Source organism: Fictibacillus nanhaiensis, from assembly GCF_049537595.1.
GTDB classification, from domain to species: domain Bacteria; phylum Bacillota; class Bacilli; order Bacillales; family Fictibacillaceae; genus Fictibacillus; species Fictibacillus nanhaiensis_F.
Genome location: NZ_JBMULM010000006.1, coordinates 142,198 through 159,682, shown reverse-complemented (window position 1 = coordinate 159,682; position 17,485 = coordinate 142,198). Strand labels below are relative to the sequence as shown.

At 32.8% G+C, this 17,485-nt stretch carries 14 protein-coding genes and 1 pseudogene; 13 read left to right on the top strand and 2 right to left on the bottom strand.

What is annotated here, in order from left to right; genetic code table 11:
- The 11 genes from ACOZ9X_RS19635 to ACOZ9X_RS19585 all read left to right on the top strand — a co-directional run.
- The coding region (locus ACOZ9X_RS19635) for a CD3337/EF1877 family mobilome membrane protein (protein WP_423419661.1) at window positions 1-1,663 on the top strand (1,663 nt) is incomplete at its 5' end.
- An 18-nt stretch (window positions 1,664-1,681) separates the two neighbouring features.
- On the top strand, window positions 1,682-2,707 hold the full coding sequence (locus ACOZ9X_RS19630; protein WP_423419660.1) for a lysozyme family protein: 1,026 nt from the start codon (window positions 1,682-1,684) through the stop codon (window positions 2,705-2,707).
- 13 nt (window positions 2,708-2,720) lie between these two features.
- Window positions 2,721-3,227, top strand: coding sequence for a hypothetical protein (locus ACOZ9X_RS19625; RefSeq protein ID WP_423419659.1), 507 nt, complete (start codon window positions 2,721-2,723; stop codon window positions 3,225-3,227).
- Window positions 3,228-3,520: 293 nt separating this feature from the next.
- A complete protein-coding gene (locus ACOZ9X_RS19620) occupies window positions 3,521-3,844 on the top strand; it encodes a hypothetical protein (protein ID WP_423419658.1) in 324 nt (107 codons plus the stop codon).
- Window positions 3,845-4,314: 470 nt separating this feature from the next.
- A complete protein-coding gene (locus ACOZ9X_RS19615) occupies window positions 4,315-6,942 on the top strand; it encodes a CHAT domain-containing protein (protein WP_423419657.1) in 2,628 nt (875 codons plus the stop codon).
- Between the two features lie 709 nt (window positions 6,943-7,651).
- Window positions 7,652-8,959, top strand: a complete 1,308-nt coding sequence (locus ACOZ9X_RS19610) for an SIR2 family NAD-dependent protein deacylase (RefSeq protein ID WP_423419656.1) — start codon at window positions 7,652-7,654, stop codon at window positions 8,957-8,959.
- Window positions 8,937-9,419 (top strand): hypothetical protein, encoded by a 483-nt coding sequence (locus tag ACOZ9X_RS19605; RefSeq protein ID WP_423419655.1) that lies wholly within the window; start codon window positions 8,937-8,939, stop codon window positions 9,417-9,419. Before ACOZ9X_RS19610 ends, ACOZ9X_RS19605 begins: the two co-directional genes overlap by 23 nt.
- A complete protein-coding gene (locus ACOZ9X_RS19600) occupies window positions 9,419-11,398 on the top strand; it encodes a hypothetical protein (RefSeq protein WP_423419654.1) in 1,980 nt (659 codons plus the stop codon). The genes ACOZ9X_RS19605 and ACOZ9X_RS19600 overlap by 1 nt, the downstream gene beginning before the upstream one ends.
- Before the next feature lie 247 nt (window positions 11,399-11,645).
- The gene (locus ACOZ9X_RS19595) at window positions 11,646-12,770 is read left to right on the top strand and encodes an AAA family ATPase (protein ID WP_423419653.1); all 1,125 of its coding nucleotides are present in this window, start codon (window positions 11,646-11,648) and stop codon (window positions 12,768-12,770) included.
- Window positions 12,767-13,429, top strand: a complete 663-nt coding sequence (locus tag ACOZ9X_RS19590) for a DUF4276 family protein (RefSeq protein ID WP_423419652.1) — start codon at window positions 12,767-12,769, stop codon at window positions 13,427-13,429. The genes ACOZ9X_RS19595 and ACOZ9X_RS19590 overlap by 4 nt, the downstream gene beginning before the upstream one ends.
- Before the next feature lie 964 nt (window positions 13,430-14,393).
- Entirely contained in the window at window positions 14,394-14,783 is a 390-nt protein-coding gene (locus tag ACOZ9X_RS19585; RefSeq protein ID WP_423419651.1) for a restriction endonuclease, read from the top strand.
- Window positions 14,784-15,142: 359 nt separating this feature from the next.
- Here the strand turns inward: ACOZ9X_RS19585 and ACOZ9X_RS19580 are convergent, their stop codons facing one another.
- Window positions 15,143-15,691, bottom strand: a complete 549-nt coding sequence (locus tag ACOZ9X_RS19580) for a DUF2247 family protein (RefSeq protein ID WP_423419650.1) — start codon at window positions 15,689-15,691, stop codon at window positions 15,143-15,145.
- Between the two features lie 599 nt (window positions 15,692-16,290).
- Here ACOZ9X_RS19580 and ACOZ9X_RS19575 point away from each other — a divergent pair.
- Window positions 16,291-16,473, top strand: a complete 183-nt coding sequence (locus ACOZ9X_RS19575) for a hypothetical protein (protein ID WP_423419649.1) — start codon at window positions 16,291-16,293, stop codon at window positions 16,471-16,473.
- Window positions 16,461-16,799: pseudogene (locus ACOZ9X_RS19570) on the top strand (NUDIX domain-containing protein); the annotation flags it as partial. The gene ACOZ9X_RS19575 and the pseudogene ACOZ9X_RS19570, both read left to right, overlap by 13 nt.
- 196 nt (window positions 16,800-16,995) lie before the next feature.
- On the opposite strand, the gene ACOZ9X_RS19565 reads toward ACOZ9X_RS19570, so the two are convergent.
- Complete coding sequence (locus tag ACOZ9X_RS19565) at window positions 16,996-17,424, bottom strand: hypothetical protein (RefSeq protein WP_423419648.1); 429 nt, start codon at window positions 17,422-17,424, stop codon at window positions 16,996-16,998.
- Window positions 17,425-17,485 lie beyond the last annotated feature (61 nt).

Here is a 17,485-nt window from a genome sequence, read left to right as displayed (position 1 = left end):
TCACTCCATCAATGCGGGATTGTGGAGTTTTAACAAGGTGATCTCCTCGTTCACATTATATGCGGTTAACCAGCTTATGAGTTTTGACCTCATCTCACTCATGGTAAAGAGTGCGGGTGAGATGAGTGAGAGAATCTATACCATCATGGTGAGCACGTTTTTGTCTCTTTTCATCATCATCGTCGGTGGAACGGCTGCTTATCGGTATTATGTGAACCAACAGAGCGGACATGCCATTAAAGCCATAATAGGAGCACTCGTTATCATGATCTTCACGTTCTGGTTTTATGAAGATACGACAGGGAATATCCAGAAATTGAACGGATGGGGCTCCGACATTGAAGGCATCGCGAGTTCCGCGAACGTCCTTCTAACATCAGATACGCTTGATGGCGACAAATCATTCAGTGCACAAGAAGGAACGGCTGTCTTACAGAACCAGCTCTTCAACCTCATGGTGAAGCGACCGTACACTCTACTAAACTATGGTACGACGAAAGAAGAAGAGGTCAATAAAGAAAATCCAAATCGATTTGAAAATCTCATTAAGATAAAACCCTTCACAGATGAAGGCTTAGAACAAAGATCAGTTATTGTAAAAAAAGAAATCTCAGATTTTGAAAATAAACAAATGTCACCGGAGTATAGCGGGGAGCGATTCGGCTACCTCATCATCACAATCATCTCCACGTTCAGTCTTGCGATACCGGTTATCTTGTTATCAAGTTTTAAGTTTTTATTGCAGGTGTGGTTTTTAGCGCTCGTAATCTTTACGGCGATACCGCTCATCCTATCACTCATCCCGAGTTTCAGTGAGACAGCTCTTAACCACTTTAAGAAAATCATCGGTGTTTTGCTCATGAAAGGTGGACTCGTGTTACTCACGGCCGTCATCACCGGAATGGCTACTTTAGTCTATGAATCTGTAAAGATATCAAACGGGATCGAAGGGTACGCGTTCGTCGTGTTTTTGATCGTTCTCATCATCTGGGGACTCATGAAGTACCGCTCAGAGATTTTTGAAGTGGCTTCAAGCGGGATGGTGCAAGGTCAACAGATCGCAGAACGTATGACCTTTCAAGCGGCGAGTGCTGCAGGTGAAGTTGGTGAAAAAGGATTTAGTGTGGCTAAGCGGATGACCGGGAATAAATACCACGGCCGTAACCATCAGTCTAAACACACCAACAGCAGCAATGAACAACGTATGACGAACCAGGAAACGTTCCGTAATGAAAACCATAACAACCAGTCAGACAGAAGAGAACCGGGTGTTAGTAAACGTGTCCTCTTAGATCACGCACAAGGAAAAAGAGAAGTCGCAGCAACCAGTCAGGCGAGAAAGAGTCTCTTTGGTGTTGTGAGTTTAAAAGACTATAAACAAGATAAAAACAGTGGGAAAGAAACCGAACAGAGAAAGAACGAGCAACACCGAACACCGAAGGGGATAAGTCAGACGACATCTGCTTACCGTAACCCTGGAACGATGAGTGATAAAAGAACAGAACCCAAAAGAGCTAACTATGTGGTGCGTGAAGAAAGACCACAACAGAGCAGTGCGCGAAGTGTGAAACACATCACCCGTTATGAAGCTCAAAAGCAGATTGATGCGAGGAAGCTGCAAGAAAATGAGAACGAGAAGAAGCAAAGTCAAGGCAGGCACTGAGAATAGGAGGAGTTGTACATGCAGAGTGTGTTACGTAAGACGGCTAAACGTTCGATCAAAGCGTATCTCTTAACAAGACCCACCACATGGCTTCTTCTTCTTGGTGTTCTACTTCTTACGAGTCTGATTGGTATCGCGCTCTTTGTCGCGCTATCACTTGGTGGGGATACAGATCTAGATGAAAAGTTCTATAGTCCGTCAACCGATGGAAACGCACAGATCACAAAAGAAGTGTTACGATGGGAACCACTCATACGAAAGTATGCAGAGAGGGAAGGGATACCTGAACAGGTAGGTCTCTTACTCGCTCTTGTCCAACAAGAATCAGGAGGACGTCATCTAGACGTGATGCAATCGTCTGAATCGTTAGGATTACCACGTGGAGCATTGATCGACCCGGAGTACTCGATACAAGCGGGAGTCAAGTATTTTGCGGATGTGCTAAAGAAATCAGACGGCGATATTAAAATCGCTCTACAATCGTATAACTTTGGAGCGGGGTTCATACCGTACGCGAAAGAGAATGGCGGGTACTCAAAAGAAGTCGCTGTTGCTTTTAGTGAGATGATGGCTGCTAAACAAGGTTGGGAGAGTTATGGAGACGTTCATTATGTAGACCATGTGCTTCGCTATGTGAACGGAAGTGGCCCGACAGTCTCAAACGGAAATCAAGCGTTCAATGTGGAACGCGTACATAACGTGATGAAGAACTATCTAGGGTTTCCGTACGTGTGGGGAGGCAGAAAACCCGCTGCAGGAGGATTTGATTGTTCAGGACTGTTAGAATACGCATTTGGACTGAGCGGGAAACCGTTGAACGGGACAGCACAAACTCAATACGATGTAACGGTTCCTGTGGCAGAAGAAAAAATCAGACCAGGAGATCTCGTCTTCTTCTCTACGTATAAAACGGGTGCGAGTCATGTGGGGATGTATGTCGGAAACGATCAGTTCATCAACGCGAACGACAACGGAGTAGAGTATTCATCGGTTACCGAGTGGAAACAGCTGTATCCGTTCTTAGGATACCGACGTGTACTATAAGGAGGGTTGAAACATGGAACGAAGAACGTCATTTTTTCTCATGTTTGCAGGCTTCATCATGATGGTGCTTGTCATCATTTATGTGTTCAGTCTAAGAAGTCAGCTCTCTGAAGTACGGGCCAATCAGGAGAATTATAAACAACAAGCAGAAGCGGTCTCGAATATCGAGCCCTCCCAGGCGGAAGAAGTGAATAAGAAGTTTTTAAAGTCATTCTTTACGTATGACAACCCGAGTGAACGATATCAAAACATCAAACCTCTCATGACAGAAGCAGGTTATAAAGCCACGCATCCTTCAGGTAACGGAATACCCCAATCCAAAGAGGACGTTTCGTCTTCTATCTCGAACATCAAACCGTTTAAACATGAAGTGTCTAAAAATGAGATTGAGTTTTTAAATGAGTTTAAAGTTACTTCAGATTACAACGATGTAGGATCAACAGAGAACATGGTGGTTAAGACCGAATTAATTTATGTTGAGGGAGTAGGATGGAAAATAAAAGACATATATGTTGTTTAATACATATATAACAACATATATGTCAATTTATATTAGTGTATCAATGACCATAGTTTACATAGTATCAGTCTTTTATTTTACAAGGTTATACAGTATGCAATATAGGGATGTAACGTATAAAGAGGTATTGACGACTAATAAGTAAAGCACGTATTCAACCGAAATGAGGGGTTTTTCTGAAAAAGTTAACAGCGATTATTGCATTACCTCTTTTATTTGTTTTAATTCTTTCTGGATGCAACTTTGCAGTAGGAAATTCACATCAGCTGTCAACATCAAAAAATAAGGATAACTTGATTGAAAATGACTTACGAAGAGTCACGTTAAAAAATTCAACTTCTGGTGATAAAATAATACTTACGGACAATAAGACTCTGGCAATTTGTAAAGAGATGTTTAATAATTCGGTAAAAGAAGAAGGTTCCGTAAATATGAGTAATCCTGATTATGAATTGAAAGTTGAGTTTTCTAAAGGTAAAGATCAAACATTTTTTCTATGGATAGGTAAGGAGGGAGAAGATAGCACTTTAATGAATTTAAATGATTCCAATGTAATTTATTCTGTACCAGAAAAAATAACAAATCAATTAAAACAATTTATTTCGGAGACCAATTAATGAATTTTATTCTCTTGTTAGAATAAAGTTTTCTAGAAGGTAACCATCGTGTTGCCTTTTTCTTATAATATCAAACCCCTAATGAACGAATCAGGATTAAAGCGCCTCATCCTTCAGGTAAAGCGATACCTCAATCCAAAGAAGATGTTTCGTCTTCTATCTCGAACATCAAACTGTTTAAACATGAAGTCTCTAAAACAGAGATCGAATTTCTAAATGAGTTCAAAGTGACTACAGACTACAACAGTGTGGAATCAACAGAAAAAATGGTGATTAAAACTGAGCTAATATATGTAAACAGTGAGGGATGGAGAATAAAAGACATATATGTTGTTGGATAATTTATTATGACGATGGGACTTCAAATGCGATTTATATACTGGAGGATGAAGAAAAATTAAAATTGATTGGAGTTGGCCATCTTCTTTTAATTCCCATATTATAGTAGTAAAGATGTAAAGGAGTAGAAAATGAGTAAAATATCATATAAAAAATTACTACAAATGGACTTCAATGAGTATTCTATTTTTATAGAAAGCGGTATTAATAGTAAATTTAGTAAGGATTACTTTAATAAAATTAATAAGGAGATTAGAAAAGCGTATCGGATAGAACCAAATAAGGCAATTGATTTATTGGAAACGAACTTACAAAAGTTTACTAATTTTGAAAAGCCATATTTATATGCCATGACTTTAGTATCAATCACTAAAATACATATTGATAATAAAAACACTAGTGAAATAATGGATTTTATTTCAAAGACAATACATTATGTCTGTGAAAACAATATTTATAATCTAGGTAAACAAATTATAGACTATAATAATGAGGCAATCACTAGATCTTTACAAGATTTAAAAGAAGACGAATACCTTCAATTCATGAAATATCAGATTGATTTTTATCTCTGGTTTAAAAAATTTGAAACATGTATTGAATTAATGTGTGAGTGTGCATTTCTTTTTTCTTCTAATAATGCTTATCAATCTGCATATCGAATATTAAATGATGCACAAAATATTGCACTGACAAATAATAAACTTGCTTTGCAATTCAAGGTACTCATTACTCAAGCATCAATTTGTTTTCAAGAACGAGATTTTAAGAGTGCAAAAGCTGATTTTGATAAAGCGTACCATTTATCAGAGATTTTAGGTATCGAAATTCCCATGGAATTAATGGCTAATATGGCTACGCTTTTGATGAATACTGGTAAATGTGAAGATGCATTAGTAATAATGGATAAAATATTAAATAACACTACTGTCAGTAAAAAAAATAGATACTCTATTAAAATGAATAAGTCAATTTGCTTGAGACAGATTGGACGAGTGGAAGAAGCTCTTGAATTAATTCAAGAGGTATTAAATAATATTAAACACTTGAATGATCTAAATGCCATTTTAGAGGCACATTTGATAGCAACTAAAAATTATTTAGCAGCATTGAACTACGATATGGGCTTACAAAAAATAAACAAGGCAATGGAGATAATGGACTTTAATCTTCAGTATAAAAGCAGATTACATTATAGGCGTGGTTTTAAGGAAAACTATTTTCCTAGGATTATTCCAATGTTTTTAGAAATTGCTTCTAAATCAAAAAATATTAATTATAAAGATATCACAAGGTTCTTAGCCTTTACAAAAAGCAATATGTTTTCTGATTGGCTTTCTATTTTAGATTGGTACGATAAGATATTAGAGGATAGTTCAGTAGATGTAGAGGACAAACAAGTATTAAAAAATGTAATTGGAAAATTAATAAATTTCGGAGCTCCAATTTTAAACGGTTATAAAGAGAAGTATGATGACCCATTTGAATCAATAGATGATCCGGTAATTAACCCAAATGGAGTTCTAGATAATAATAAGCCATGGAAAGAATTTAATCTCATAACTGAAAGGCTGACACTTAAGTATTGTAAAAATAAAGATCCGTATGAGAATTCAAGACTTAGTAAACTACAAGAGATCTTAGATGAAAAAATAAAGGATAGCACTCTAGTTATATCATTCTACAGTCATGATAACAGACTTAGTATACTAGCTGTATCAAAAGTAAAGTGTGAAGTAATTGAACTAGATAAGAATATTTCCGTGAATTTTTTCCAAGAGTTGTATAAATACCAAAACAAATTCAGTAGCTTCTCTCAATTTGCCACATCACTTAAATTAACTACTGAAGGCTTATTTAATGTATTTGATTCGACTATTAGTTCCTTAATATCTAATAACATAAAAGAAATATTAATATTACAAGAGAAATTCTTTCATTGGATGCCTACGATTCCAACTTTGTTACGAAATTCGTCTTTATGTGAATATATTAAAAATAGTGAATTAGTTATAAGAACCGTTCCTATTATTTATAAAGGTAAGATATATGAGAAAAGATTTAATAACTTTCTAGGCGTGCTTGATCCAGCAGAAGGACTTCCACTATTTTTAGAAGAATTGTTACTCAGCCAAAAATTTATTGAGGGCAGGAATGAAATTGTTAACCTTGAAGATCAAAAAATTAATTATGGTAATAGTATAACTAAGGAAGCAGATGTGATACATCTTGCAACCCATGGGGTTCCTATTTCAAGATTTACTGATCCTTCATATGCATCACTGGCAGGCAAACTATCAAAAAATTCCCTAAGTTTTGATGAAATTCAACAGAATTTTTGGAAATTAAATTACTCTTTATGTATAAATGCATCATGCGATTCATCTGATTTTACAAATAAGAACAACCAAAGAATCTATGATACAAATGAATTAATTGGTTATTCAACACTCTTTCTTCTGAATAGAAAAAGCAATGTAATTTCGATAAATTGGCCGATTAAAGATATTTTATCTTACGCATTTTCTCATATATTATATAGTAATTTGGCAGAAAACTATTCTATTGAAAGAGCTTATACACTTAGTTTAGTCACTCTATTAAATTTAGATAAGGATGAATTAAAAAATATAATGAGCGGTATTAATGATAAAGTTATAAGAGAACAAAAATTAAAATTAATAGACAATATACAAAGTAAATTTCCTTTTAGAGATCCATATTGTTATGGTGCGTTTACAATGAATAGTTTAATATAATGTGTTTTTTTACATTTATAGGTAAATATCCATATTGTGTAAATTGAAAAGCGGTTTAAACATAAGCCAGCAAGCTTTTGATAACAAATAAGTTGTTATATAATTTATTAACTACAATAACAATGAAAACGATATATATGTATATGTTAATATTATTATTAAAAAGAGGTAACCTTATAGGTTACCTCTTCTTGGTTCTTTATTGACCGACCTTTATCCTTGAAAGTATGGAAACCATTCCGCGTAAAAAGTGAGATAGCCCCACATAAATACCCCACCTAATAACCCGCAGTTTAGTAAAAATTTAAAAACCTGTTTTGGTAACCAACCAAATAAAACTTTAATCAGTAAAGAGATAGCAACCATTCTTAGTACATTAAAGGAGAATTTTAGGATACCAAAATCGGAAAATTCAACTAAGATGATGTGAAAACTAAAGAAGTAGTAATTCTTCTGTGAGAAAGACAAGAATTAAAGAGAAAGTGAAAGTTTAAAATCAATCAGGAAATTTGGAGCTGAGATAGTATCCACTATATTAATAGAAAAAACACCACCAGATAATGTGTCATTCGCAACAGGTGCCAAAACTTCAATTATTGTAAAAAATATAGAATGCAATCATTTGAATCTTATATAATTTTGTGTAAGTTGATATGTAAATATATGTTATATTGGTATGTATAATGAGATAAAAGAAAGAAGGTAATGTATGAGTATTTTTTTAGAGGATCTACGAAAAGATTATCATAATGGTATGTTAGTCCCTTTTATAGGCTCAGGTCTTTCAATACCTTTTAAAGTCCCTTCATGGGGAGGGATGATAAGAAGTTTAACTGAAAAATACGCTGATCAGGACTTTATAAAACAGCTAGTTGAGGTTGATTTAAGTAGACATGACTATTGGAAAGCGATTGATAATTTAAAAGAATACACGGTTATTCAAGAAGAAGACATCCAAGAAGAAGTAGTGAGGTTAATTCAACAAAAACAAATTAAATTACAAGATGATTTATTACATAATTATAATGATTTAAATAATATGAATTTTAACTTTTATCTAACTACAAACTATGAAAATTTATTGCATCAGTACTTAAATTTTGATATTCAACCTATTTCTCTTAGTGAAATACAATTTAATACACAAGAAATGTTTAATCAAAAAAGGGTATGCCAATTACATGGAACAATTTCCAATGCAGGTACAATTATTCTTAGTAGAGAAAGTTATGAAAAGTTATATAGTAGTAAAAAGTATGATGATTTATTAAGACTGATAACTGGTACTAAGAAATTAATGTTTATCGGGTTTTCTTTTGATGATCAATTTATTAAAACATTGATAAAACAACATAAAGAATCCTATAGAGGAGAGCACTATATTCTTTTAGATAATCCTTCTCCTGAAAAAATTAAAGAATTAAGAAGAGAATATCGTTTAATTGCTATTCCGTACAATACTGAAAATTCATCACATCCAAATGAAATTAGAAAATTACTTCAAGAAATATCTAAACCTATATTCAATGGAATTGAAGAAAAATTCGATGGAAGTGATCAAGCAAAATCTTCAGTTGTAATTGGTGCCGGACTGAGTTCATTTGAAAAAAATTTAGAGGAAAACCTTTTTTACAAAAAAATGAAGCTAGAAAAGATTAATCCCATGTTAATCGAATTAAGTTCAGATTTTTACATTGCAGCTGATGAATATATTCGTGAAATGAATAAACTTGGTATGCCTCTGGATGTTATCGACATCATATTAGGTCAAGTATTTCTAGAGTATAAAGAACGATATATTGACACTTTTTCAAAACATGGAAACAGTGAAGAGTTTCTAAATGTAGTGCATCGAAGTTTAGAAAATATTGAATATGGAAGATACAAAGAGCTGTTAAAGAATAATATAACAAACAAATACGAAAACAAAGGTTTTGTACATATATTAGCTGATGATGAAGAAAAAGGAATATGGTGGGGAGAGGAGAGATTAGATGGATCAACAAATAAAACATGATTCATTAGTCCCTTCCTCGATTCAACTACTATTTGATAATGATAAGTTAGATTTTATGAAAATTTTATGCTTAATAAACGCGCTATCATCTATCAGTAATAAGCAAAGGAAGGTTGAGGAATTACTATTTTATTATAGCCTTGTGAATTTTGACTTGATTAAATTATTTAATATAGAAAAAAAAAATGGATTTACTCCTTCTCCAATTCAATATTTCCGATTTCAAACAAAAATTAATGAAATTTTATTAGCTATGTCTAATTTGAAATTTATAGAAATAAAAGGAGAAATGTCAAATAAATTAGATGAATTAAAGGTGAAATTATTATCACCAGGTAAAGATTTTTTCCAGCAACATAGTACTGAATACTTTCAGACATTATTTAATAGATATATTGAAGCGCATAGCACAATTAAGTATTCATCAGAAAATGTAAATAAAATTAAGGAGGGAATATAATGAGCAGCATAACTCTCCAAAAACTTATTGTTCAAGGTATTGCATATAGAAGAACAGTAGAGTTTAATGAGGATTTAACGATAATTAGTGGAGAAAAAACATCTGGAAAATCATTAATACTTAGTCTGATAGATTATTGTTTTGGTAGATCAAGTAAAATTGATTTGAATGTTCAGCCTGAATTAGATGCCAAATGTGATCAAGTCTTCCTTGAAATAAGAATCGGAACAGAGATAATTACCTTAAACAGGATGTTAAAAGAAAAGCAATCTAAGATAAGTATATACTTTTGTTCATATGAAAATTTAGATGAATACACACCCAAAACACTTGATATTCAAGATGCGATGAAAATATTAATGCATAAATTAAATATCAATGAATATAAACTAATTCGTCATCAAAAACATAGCAACAAAAAGGAAATTGAAGTGGTTTCATTTAGAGATATTTTTCGATATGTTTATATTCACCAGCATGAATTAGGAACAGGTGATTTCTTAGGAAAGAAAAGTCCGTTTAAAGCATATAAAAATCCTCATGCATTTAAAATGATGTTTAATCTAGTAGATGTGGATAAAGATACTTTAAATGAACAGTTGGTTAAAGTGCAAAACGAAATAGATGAAACACGTCGAGAATTATTTGGATTAAATTCATACCTTAAAGATTTGGATGCAACAAATAGACTCAATCTACAAGCAAAATCTGATAAACTTGCGACAGATATAAAAAAACAAAAACAATTAAAATTGGATGCTTTAGAAAAGAGTAGAACTCAAAGCAATAATAATGAAGAAAATAAATTGTATATAAAATTAAAAAATGATTCAAATGAAATATCTAATATAATATTAGAGCACGAAAATAAAAAGAGACATTTGCAACTTTCTGTAAGTTCAAAAGAAATATTAATAGAAGAATATTTAGTAGAACTTACGGAAATTGAAGAAACCTTGGAACTTAATTATAAGTTAATTATTCCTGATCAAAGTGTTGAGTGTCCGCTTTGTAGTTCTAGAGTATCAACTCAATTACATAATAAAGTTCATCAGAGTACAAATGCAGAAAGAACACTGCACAAAATAAAAAAGCAAATTTCTAATAAAATCGAAATGGTAAAAAATTTAATAAATAAAGAAAGAAACCAGATTGAGGAATTAGATAAAGAAATAGGGCTACTTTTAAAAAAACAAACTGTTTATAACGAAGCTTTAATTGAATATTCGAAAAAGACGGATGTTCCCTACCTTTCTCAAATTGATAGTATAAATATAATAATAAATAGATTAACTAAAAATCAAGAAGCATTAAAAGAAGGCCTTAGAATTCACCATAAGATTGACGAGAAAAATAAACTAATAGAAGATTTAAAAGCAGCAGAAACAAGATTAATGAAAGATATAGAGGCTTTACAATTAAGTGATAAAGAAAAAGAAAAAATATTTTATTTTTTAGACAAAAAGTACAAAACATTTATGGAGAGATTAAAATACGATTCCACAAAAGAAACATATATCCATAAAGATCAAATAATACCTTACTATAATGGAGCTAGTGTATACGCCCATGAAAGTGGCGGCTTGTTAGAATGTATGCAACTTTCTTATTTAGGCGCAATTTTACAAAGTAAATCTAAAGGCTACGCAACTGGGCACCCAGGTTTTTTAATATTGGACTCACTAAGCAAATATGTCGGTACCTTAAAGAAAGAAAATGCAAAAGACGGTGAAAGTAGTCTTGGAAATGTACTTTCAATAGAAAAAATTAATGATCCAGAGGTTTATGAGGAATTTTTCAAAATCTTGATTGAGCTAAGTGAGGACCATCAAATAATTCTAGTAGAGAATACCCCCCCCGAACGATATGATGATTTTTATACAAAATACACTTTTTACAAAGGTGAAAAAGGTTTAATTAATGAAGAAAAAAACGAGATAGAAATTAATGAAGTTTGTAATTCAAACGAAATAATGTAGAAGTTTGGAAAATCAATTTTATAACAAGCTACTATATACTTAAATATCACTTTCAATATTGGAAGTGATTTTTATATTCCAGGCAAAAGATCAACAAATTGAACAATATAACATAAAAAAAAGAAACTAAACCCGAAATTTCTACAAAGAAAGAAATGCGTTAGAAATATGTATATTATCAATTAATTATATAGATTACAACAGATGCAATTTAATAATGCAATAACATGGGATATAATAATAAAAAATGGATAGTTTAGAAGGGTTGATGAACTCATTGTCTAAATTAGACAAAATAACAATTAGTGGTTTTAAATCTATAAGTCACTTGGATTTGGAACTTAAGTCTTTAAACGTTTTAATTGGTGCAAATGGTGCCGGAAAATCAAATTTTATTTCTTTTTTTAAAATGTTAAATGAAATGATAAATCAAAAAATGCAGGTATTTGTCACACGTTCAGGTGGGGCTAATAGATTATTGTATTTCGGAACAAAAAAAACAGATATGATAACAGCTAGGCTATCTTTTGGGGCTAATAGTTACAAAATCGAATTAGAACCATCTCAAGAAGGGAAATTATTTTTTTCTACTGAGAGAATTTATTATCATGGACCAGGTTATCAACATCCATGGAATAGTAATTTGGGATCAGGTCATTTGGAAACTCTATTACATTCTGATTCAAAAGCATATACACATATGAGAGTCTCTGACCATATCATTGGATCTTTGAAAAAATGGAAATTGTATCATTTCCATGATACTAGTGATTCTTCTAAACTTAAAAGTGAATCAATTATACATGACAATGAATTTTTTCGCTCAGATGCATCAAATTTAGCAGCTTTTTTATTTTGGCTAAAAGAGAAGAAAACGGAACATTATAACGCGATACTTAAAACAATAAAATTGATTGCCCCTTTTATTGACGATTTTATTCTAGAGCCATCAAAGCTAAATCCTGATACTATTAGGCTAGCATGGAAACATAAAGATTATGATGACTTCTTTGATGTTAGTCAGCTATCAGATGGAACATTAAGGTTTATTTGTATTGCTACGCTTTTGTTGCAACCAGATTTACCATCTACCATATTACTGGATGAGCCTGAATTAGGTTTACATCCCTATGCAATTAATGTTTTAGGATCATTATTTAAGAGTATTTCGAGTAAAACACAAATAATAGTTTCTACACAATCTCTTCTATTAGTCGACCAATTAGAGCCGGAAGATATAATTGTAGTTGATTACCATAATGATAAATCGGAATTTTCAAGATTAGATAGTGAAAAATTACAGGATTGGTTAGATGATTATACATTAGGTGAGTTATGGGAGAAAAACATCTTGGGAGGGAGACCAAGATGACCAAAAGAATTCACATATTAGTTGAAGGGCAAACAGAAGAAACATTTGTAAAAGAGATGCTGGCCCCTCATTTATGGCAATACAATATTTATACAACTGTAACAATGGTGTGTACTAGGGTAGTTAGAAATGTAAGAAAAGAACGTGGGGGGATAGGAAGTTATTCTCAAATAAAAAGGGATATTATCCGTTTGTGTAAAGATACAAATGTAGTAGCAATTACTACCCTATTTGATTTTTATGGACTTCCAAGTAACTCGCCAGGACTAGATTCATTACCAGCAGGTGATTGTTATCAACATGTAAAACATATTGAATCACAGTTATTTTCAGATATAAATGAAGCACGATTTATACCATTCGTAATGTTACATGAATTTGAAACAATAATATTTTGCGATCCTACAAAATTAAAGTACTCTTTTCCAAATCAACCTGGTAAAGTACAGAGAATCATTGATATTGCTGATCAATATGACTCTCCTGAAAAAATAAATAATTCACCTCAAACTGCACCTTCAAAGAGAATTTTATCAGTTTTTTCAGACTATGAAAAAATCTATCATGGATGTACTACCGCATTGGATATTGGTTTGGATACAATCAGAAGTAAATGTAGTCATTTCAATGATTGGTTAAGTAGACTAGAATCACTTTAAGTTTATTAAGTTCAAATAAAGATTTTATAATTTTAAGATGAAAATAAAAAGTATTCAAATAGAACGGCTTTAGTTAAAGAATACAATTAAGGCTTGAGCCAATTTCTACTGAAATAAGATAAAAGCTATTGAAAATAATTGTATGAGTTGGGTATCACAGTGCTCATATAAAGAACTAATAAACTGTATTGCATAGTACAACGAGACTGTTCAGCAGAATAAGAATCCTTCAACAAAAAAGTAAACCAATTCTGGATATCCTTATATTACGAACGGGTGCGATTGTGGAATAAGTTTGATGTGTAACAAAACCACCCACATTTTACCCACGAAAAATATATTTTAATACACACTTATTATTAAGAAGTTTTGATTTTATAGGGATTTAAAATTCAAATGTCCATAAAAAAGCACAAAGTATATGTTCCGCACACAAGTTCATGCCTGGAACAGACAAAAAGAGCAACCGAATATTCGGTTGCTCTTTTGTGTAATAATTGCTTAATTTGTTTTTGATGTTTTGATAACAACCATTATGGTTGTTATCTTGCTTGATCTACTGAAACAAGCAGCGCAAAACAATCAAAAATAGAAGTAAATCACTTACAGTGATTATTCCTTCAAATTTAAGCATAATTACACCTCAATCTGATATTTAATTACTTAATATAATACGCACTTGAATAGATTTAATGGGGGTAATTCTAGTTAATAGTATTTACTTCTCAAAACACGGAAATTATATAGATAAAGATACATGTAAATGAACTAAATTTAAACTCTATCCCTTACGAGAGGAAAATAGACTTTGGGAAAAGTAATACATTTTTTAAAATCAAAAGACAAGGCAACTCTTTTCACAGCAGCTGTCTTTATATACGCCATTCTAGAGGTTTATGGTCATACAATCTGGAACGCCTTTGTATGGTTAATGCTATTTTTATTAATTTATAAGTTGATAAAATTGGGGATACGGATTAGAAGAAAGAAACAATGGTTACGTTCTGATATTCACGATATTGATCTAATGAATGGAATAGAATTCGAAAACTACTTGGCGGATTTTTTCGAATCCAAGGGCTATTCGGTAACTTTAACACCGCGGTCAGGTGATTACGGTGTCGATCTGATCTTAAGGAAGGGAAGAAAGAAAACGGCAGTCCAAGCAAAATGCTACGGAGGAAATATTGGTGTAGACGCGGTACAGCAAGTCATATCAGGTAGCATTCACTGGCGAACGACAAATGCCATGGTTATCACGAACCGCTATTTTACTCCAAACGCGAAGAAGTTAGCCAAATCAGGGATGGTGGAACTAATCGATCGTGACGGATTAAGTAAACTGATAAACTGAATATAAAATAAGACTAGCTTCCAATAGTATCAAGGTTGTTTATATGGTTCGTTCTTTCAAATTTTGTAATGAAGAGGAAAGTATAAAATATGTTTCTAGAGAAGAGTACTGCCACCTGCCAGTGCACTTCTTCTTTTTATATATTAATTTATGAAACACAAAACCAAAATGAAAAATATCGTCTATATGTGTAGATAAGGAGGGACGATATTTTTTAAGAAAAAAAGAACGAGTTTGCCGAGTGTGAGCAGACCTTATATGAATTAGTTAGTAGAGCTATGCTCACTTTAAACAGCTTGATGAAAGATGATGACTGGTTACTTTACTATTTGAAGATTAACTGATAGTTAAGCATGCATCTAAGCGTTCGGTACAAACATCTGTTTCTGCTTATTCACAAAGTCGATAATAGCACTTTCTAGTTTTTGCTGAGCTTCTTCTGGAGTGCGCAACGAAACTGTTTTAGTGGGGTGATAGTAGATAAGTTCATACATGTCATCTGGTAAACCAAATCTTGTGTATATGATATCAATACTCTCGAACAGCTCATGTTGTGACTGATAATGATTAACGGCATCGATCAGATTTACATAACGCCATTTCCATATTTCATGATCAAACTCTTCTTCGTTTCTATAAATCTCTGGTAAGTAATTGTATTGTGCTTTTACATAGGGTTCCTCAATAGAAGATACCAGTAACTCTAGAGCATCTATTTCAGAATGAACGCCCCAAGCCAAGTCTACCATTTGTATGGTTGGTTGATCCTCGTTACCTAAAGAATGTAATGCAAAATCTTCCGCAAACTTCTTAGTGATCATCTTTAATTGCAACCCTCTGATTACGAACGGTACATCCATCTTAATATTAAAACTTTTTATATAGGAATAGTCATAGTGTTCATACATTTGTAGATCCACCTTGTAATTATATTTGTGGAGATGAAAACTTGAAAGATGTTGTATATCGGGCATAATGATTAATTATATCATTACATGTAGAGCATCAATTTTAACGTTGTTGAACTTAAATGATTCCAACAACGTTATCGATATATATGTTATTGTATATGTTGATATTGATGGTGATTCTGATATATAAAGCTAAAATGCTCTAATAGCCATTTTGTTTCATCAACGTTCTTTCCTTTTTCGGTTCAAAGCCATTTCGGGCGGCAGCACGACAGACTGATCAGAAAGGAAAAACGCTTTTCTGTCACTCAGTAACGTGTCGCTTCGGTATTAAATAGACCGATAACCACGGTCTGTACGGTTCATCCTTCACCTACACACCGATAGGTTCCTGTTCGATTTGCGGATAACCGCCATACCAAACGAGTCGGAAACCCAGAATAGAAAAGAAAATAAGAATGCTGTTTTGTAGTTTGAAAGTGGCATTCTGTTCTTAAAGTATAGTTGTTTATTTCTTTAATAAGAATTGCCTTTTAAGGAATAACGAGATAAAGGCTGGAAATTGAAAGGAATTTGCTCAGAATGGAGGGGTCACTATGTTTAATGAAGTGTTAGGACATTCAGATATTGATGAAAACAAAATGAAGATAAACCACAGAGAAGCGGTCAGGGCTATCATTATAGAAGACAAAAAAATTCTTATGGTTCACTCAAACCTTGGAGACTTAAATTTCCTGGTGGTGGCGTCGAAGAACATGAAAGTCATCAAGAGGGTCTAATTCGCGAGGTTGCAGAAGAGACAGGGCATCTTAGTAAAGTTAGAGACAAAATGGGCGTTGTCATTGAAAGACATTGTGATGACTATGATAAAGAAGCTATCTTTCAAATGACTTCCCATTATTATCTCTGTGAATTGACGGGTGAGGTAGTTGCTCAACAATTAGATGATTACGAGTTTGATCAAGAATATACACCTAAATGGGTAGAAATTGATGAGGCCATCCAACAAAACGAGACCATGATAAATCAATGTGAAGAGAACGTATGGATACACCGAGAAAACTTTGTTTTAAAGGAACTTAAGAATATCATGGTGTCAATCTGATTATAAGAATGAGAAGAAAAAAACAGCAGTTCAAGCGAAATGCTACGAAGTAATATAAGTATGATGTTTTCAGCAAGTCATTATGGGCAGCAGTCATTGGCAATTAGGTTATCATGAATCACTACTTTACTCCAAACGCGAAAAAAACAGTGCTCATTCCTTTATGAGCACTGTTTTTTAGCTTGGAATGAAAGATTCATTGTTTAGTGGTTTCGATCCTATAGGAGGCATCATTAAAGTTTAGTACGACTTCTTCTGACTCTAATATATTTTTATCCTTAGAAATGGTGACGATAGAATACCTAGTCTTTTCACGAAGTTTAAGGCTCTTCTTTAATTTCTTATGTTTTTCCCAGACAGAGGGATGTTTATCGTTTACATGAAGAATTAAGTATTGATCTTTGTAATTGATCCCTGGAAAATCTGCTTTCACAAAGTGTTGTGTGTTATCATTCTGTTCTTCTATCCAAAATGAGACTTCCCTGTAAAAAAGACCATTCTTGCTGTCCGAGAAATGTGATTGTTCAGGTATAACAATCTCATAATCTTTATTTTCATGCAGGTATAATGCAATTCCACTTAATAAGAAAATCCCTAAAATACTCCATAACACACCCTGTTTCATTAAATTCCCCCTAAAGTTAATGATACTTCATATTACGAAGAAAAAAATACCATGATACCTA

Bases quoted from the DNA above. Each gene is read 5' to 3' on its own strand.
- ACOZ9X_RS19630 (WP_423419660.1), top strand. From the start codon at position 1,682: ATGCAGAGTGTGTTACGTAAGACGGCTAAACGTTCGATCAAAGCGTAT.
- ACOZ9X_RS19625 (WP_423419659.1), top strand. From the start codon at position 2,721: ATGGAACGAAGAACGTCATTTTTTCTCATGTTTGCAGGCTTCATCATG.
- ACOZ9X_RS19615 (WP_423419657.1), top strand. From the start codon at position 4,315: ATGAGTAAAATATCATATAAAAAATTACTACAAATGGACTTCAATGAG.
- ACOZ9X_RS19610 (WP_423419656.1), top strand. From the start codon at position 7,652: ATGAGTATTTTTTTAGAGGATCTACGAAAAGATTATCATAATGGTATG.
- ACOZ9X_RS19605 (WP_423419655.1), top strand. From the start codon at position 8,937: ATGGATCAACAAATAAAACATGATTCATTAGTCCCTTCCTCGATTCAA.
- ACOZ9X_RS19600 (WP_423419654.1), top strand. From the start codon at position 9,419: ATGAGCAGCATAACTCTCCAAAAACTTATTGTTCAAGGTATTGCATAT.
- ACOZ9X_RS19595 (WP_423419653.1), top strand. From the start codon at position 11,646: ATGGATAGTTTAGAAGGGTTGATGAACTCATTGTCTAAATTAGACAAA.
- ACOZ9X_RS19590 (WP_423419652.1), top strand. From the start codon at position 12,767: ATGACCAAAAGAATTCACATATTAGTTGAAGGGCAAACAGAAGAAACA.
- ACOZ9X_RS19580 (WP_423419650.1), bottom strand. From the start codon at position 15,691: ATGTATGAACACTATGACTATTCCTATATAAAAAGTTTTAATATTAAG.
- ACOZ9X_RS19575 (WP_423419649.1), top strand. From the start codon at position 16,291: ATGTTTAATGAAGTGTTAGGACATTCAGATATTGATGAAAACAAAATG.
- ACOZ9X_RS19565 (WP_423419648.1), bottom strand. From the start codon at position 17,424: ATGAAACAGGGTGTGTTATGGAGTATTTTAGGGATTTTCTTATTAAGT.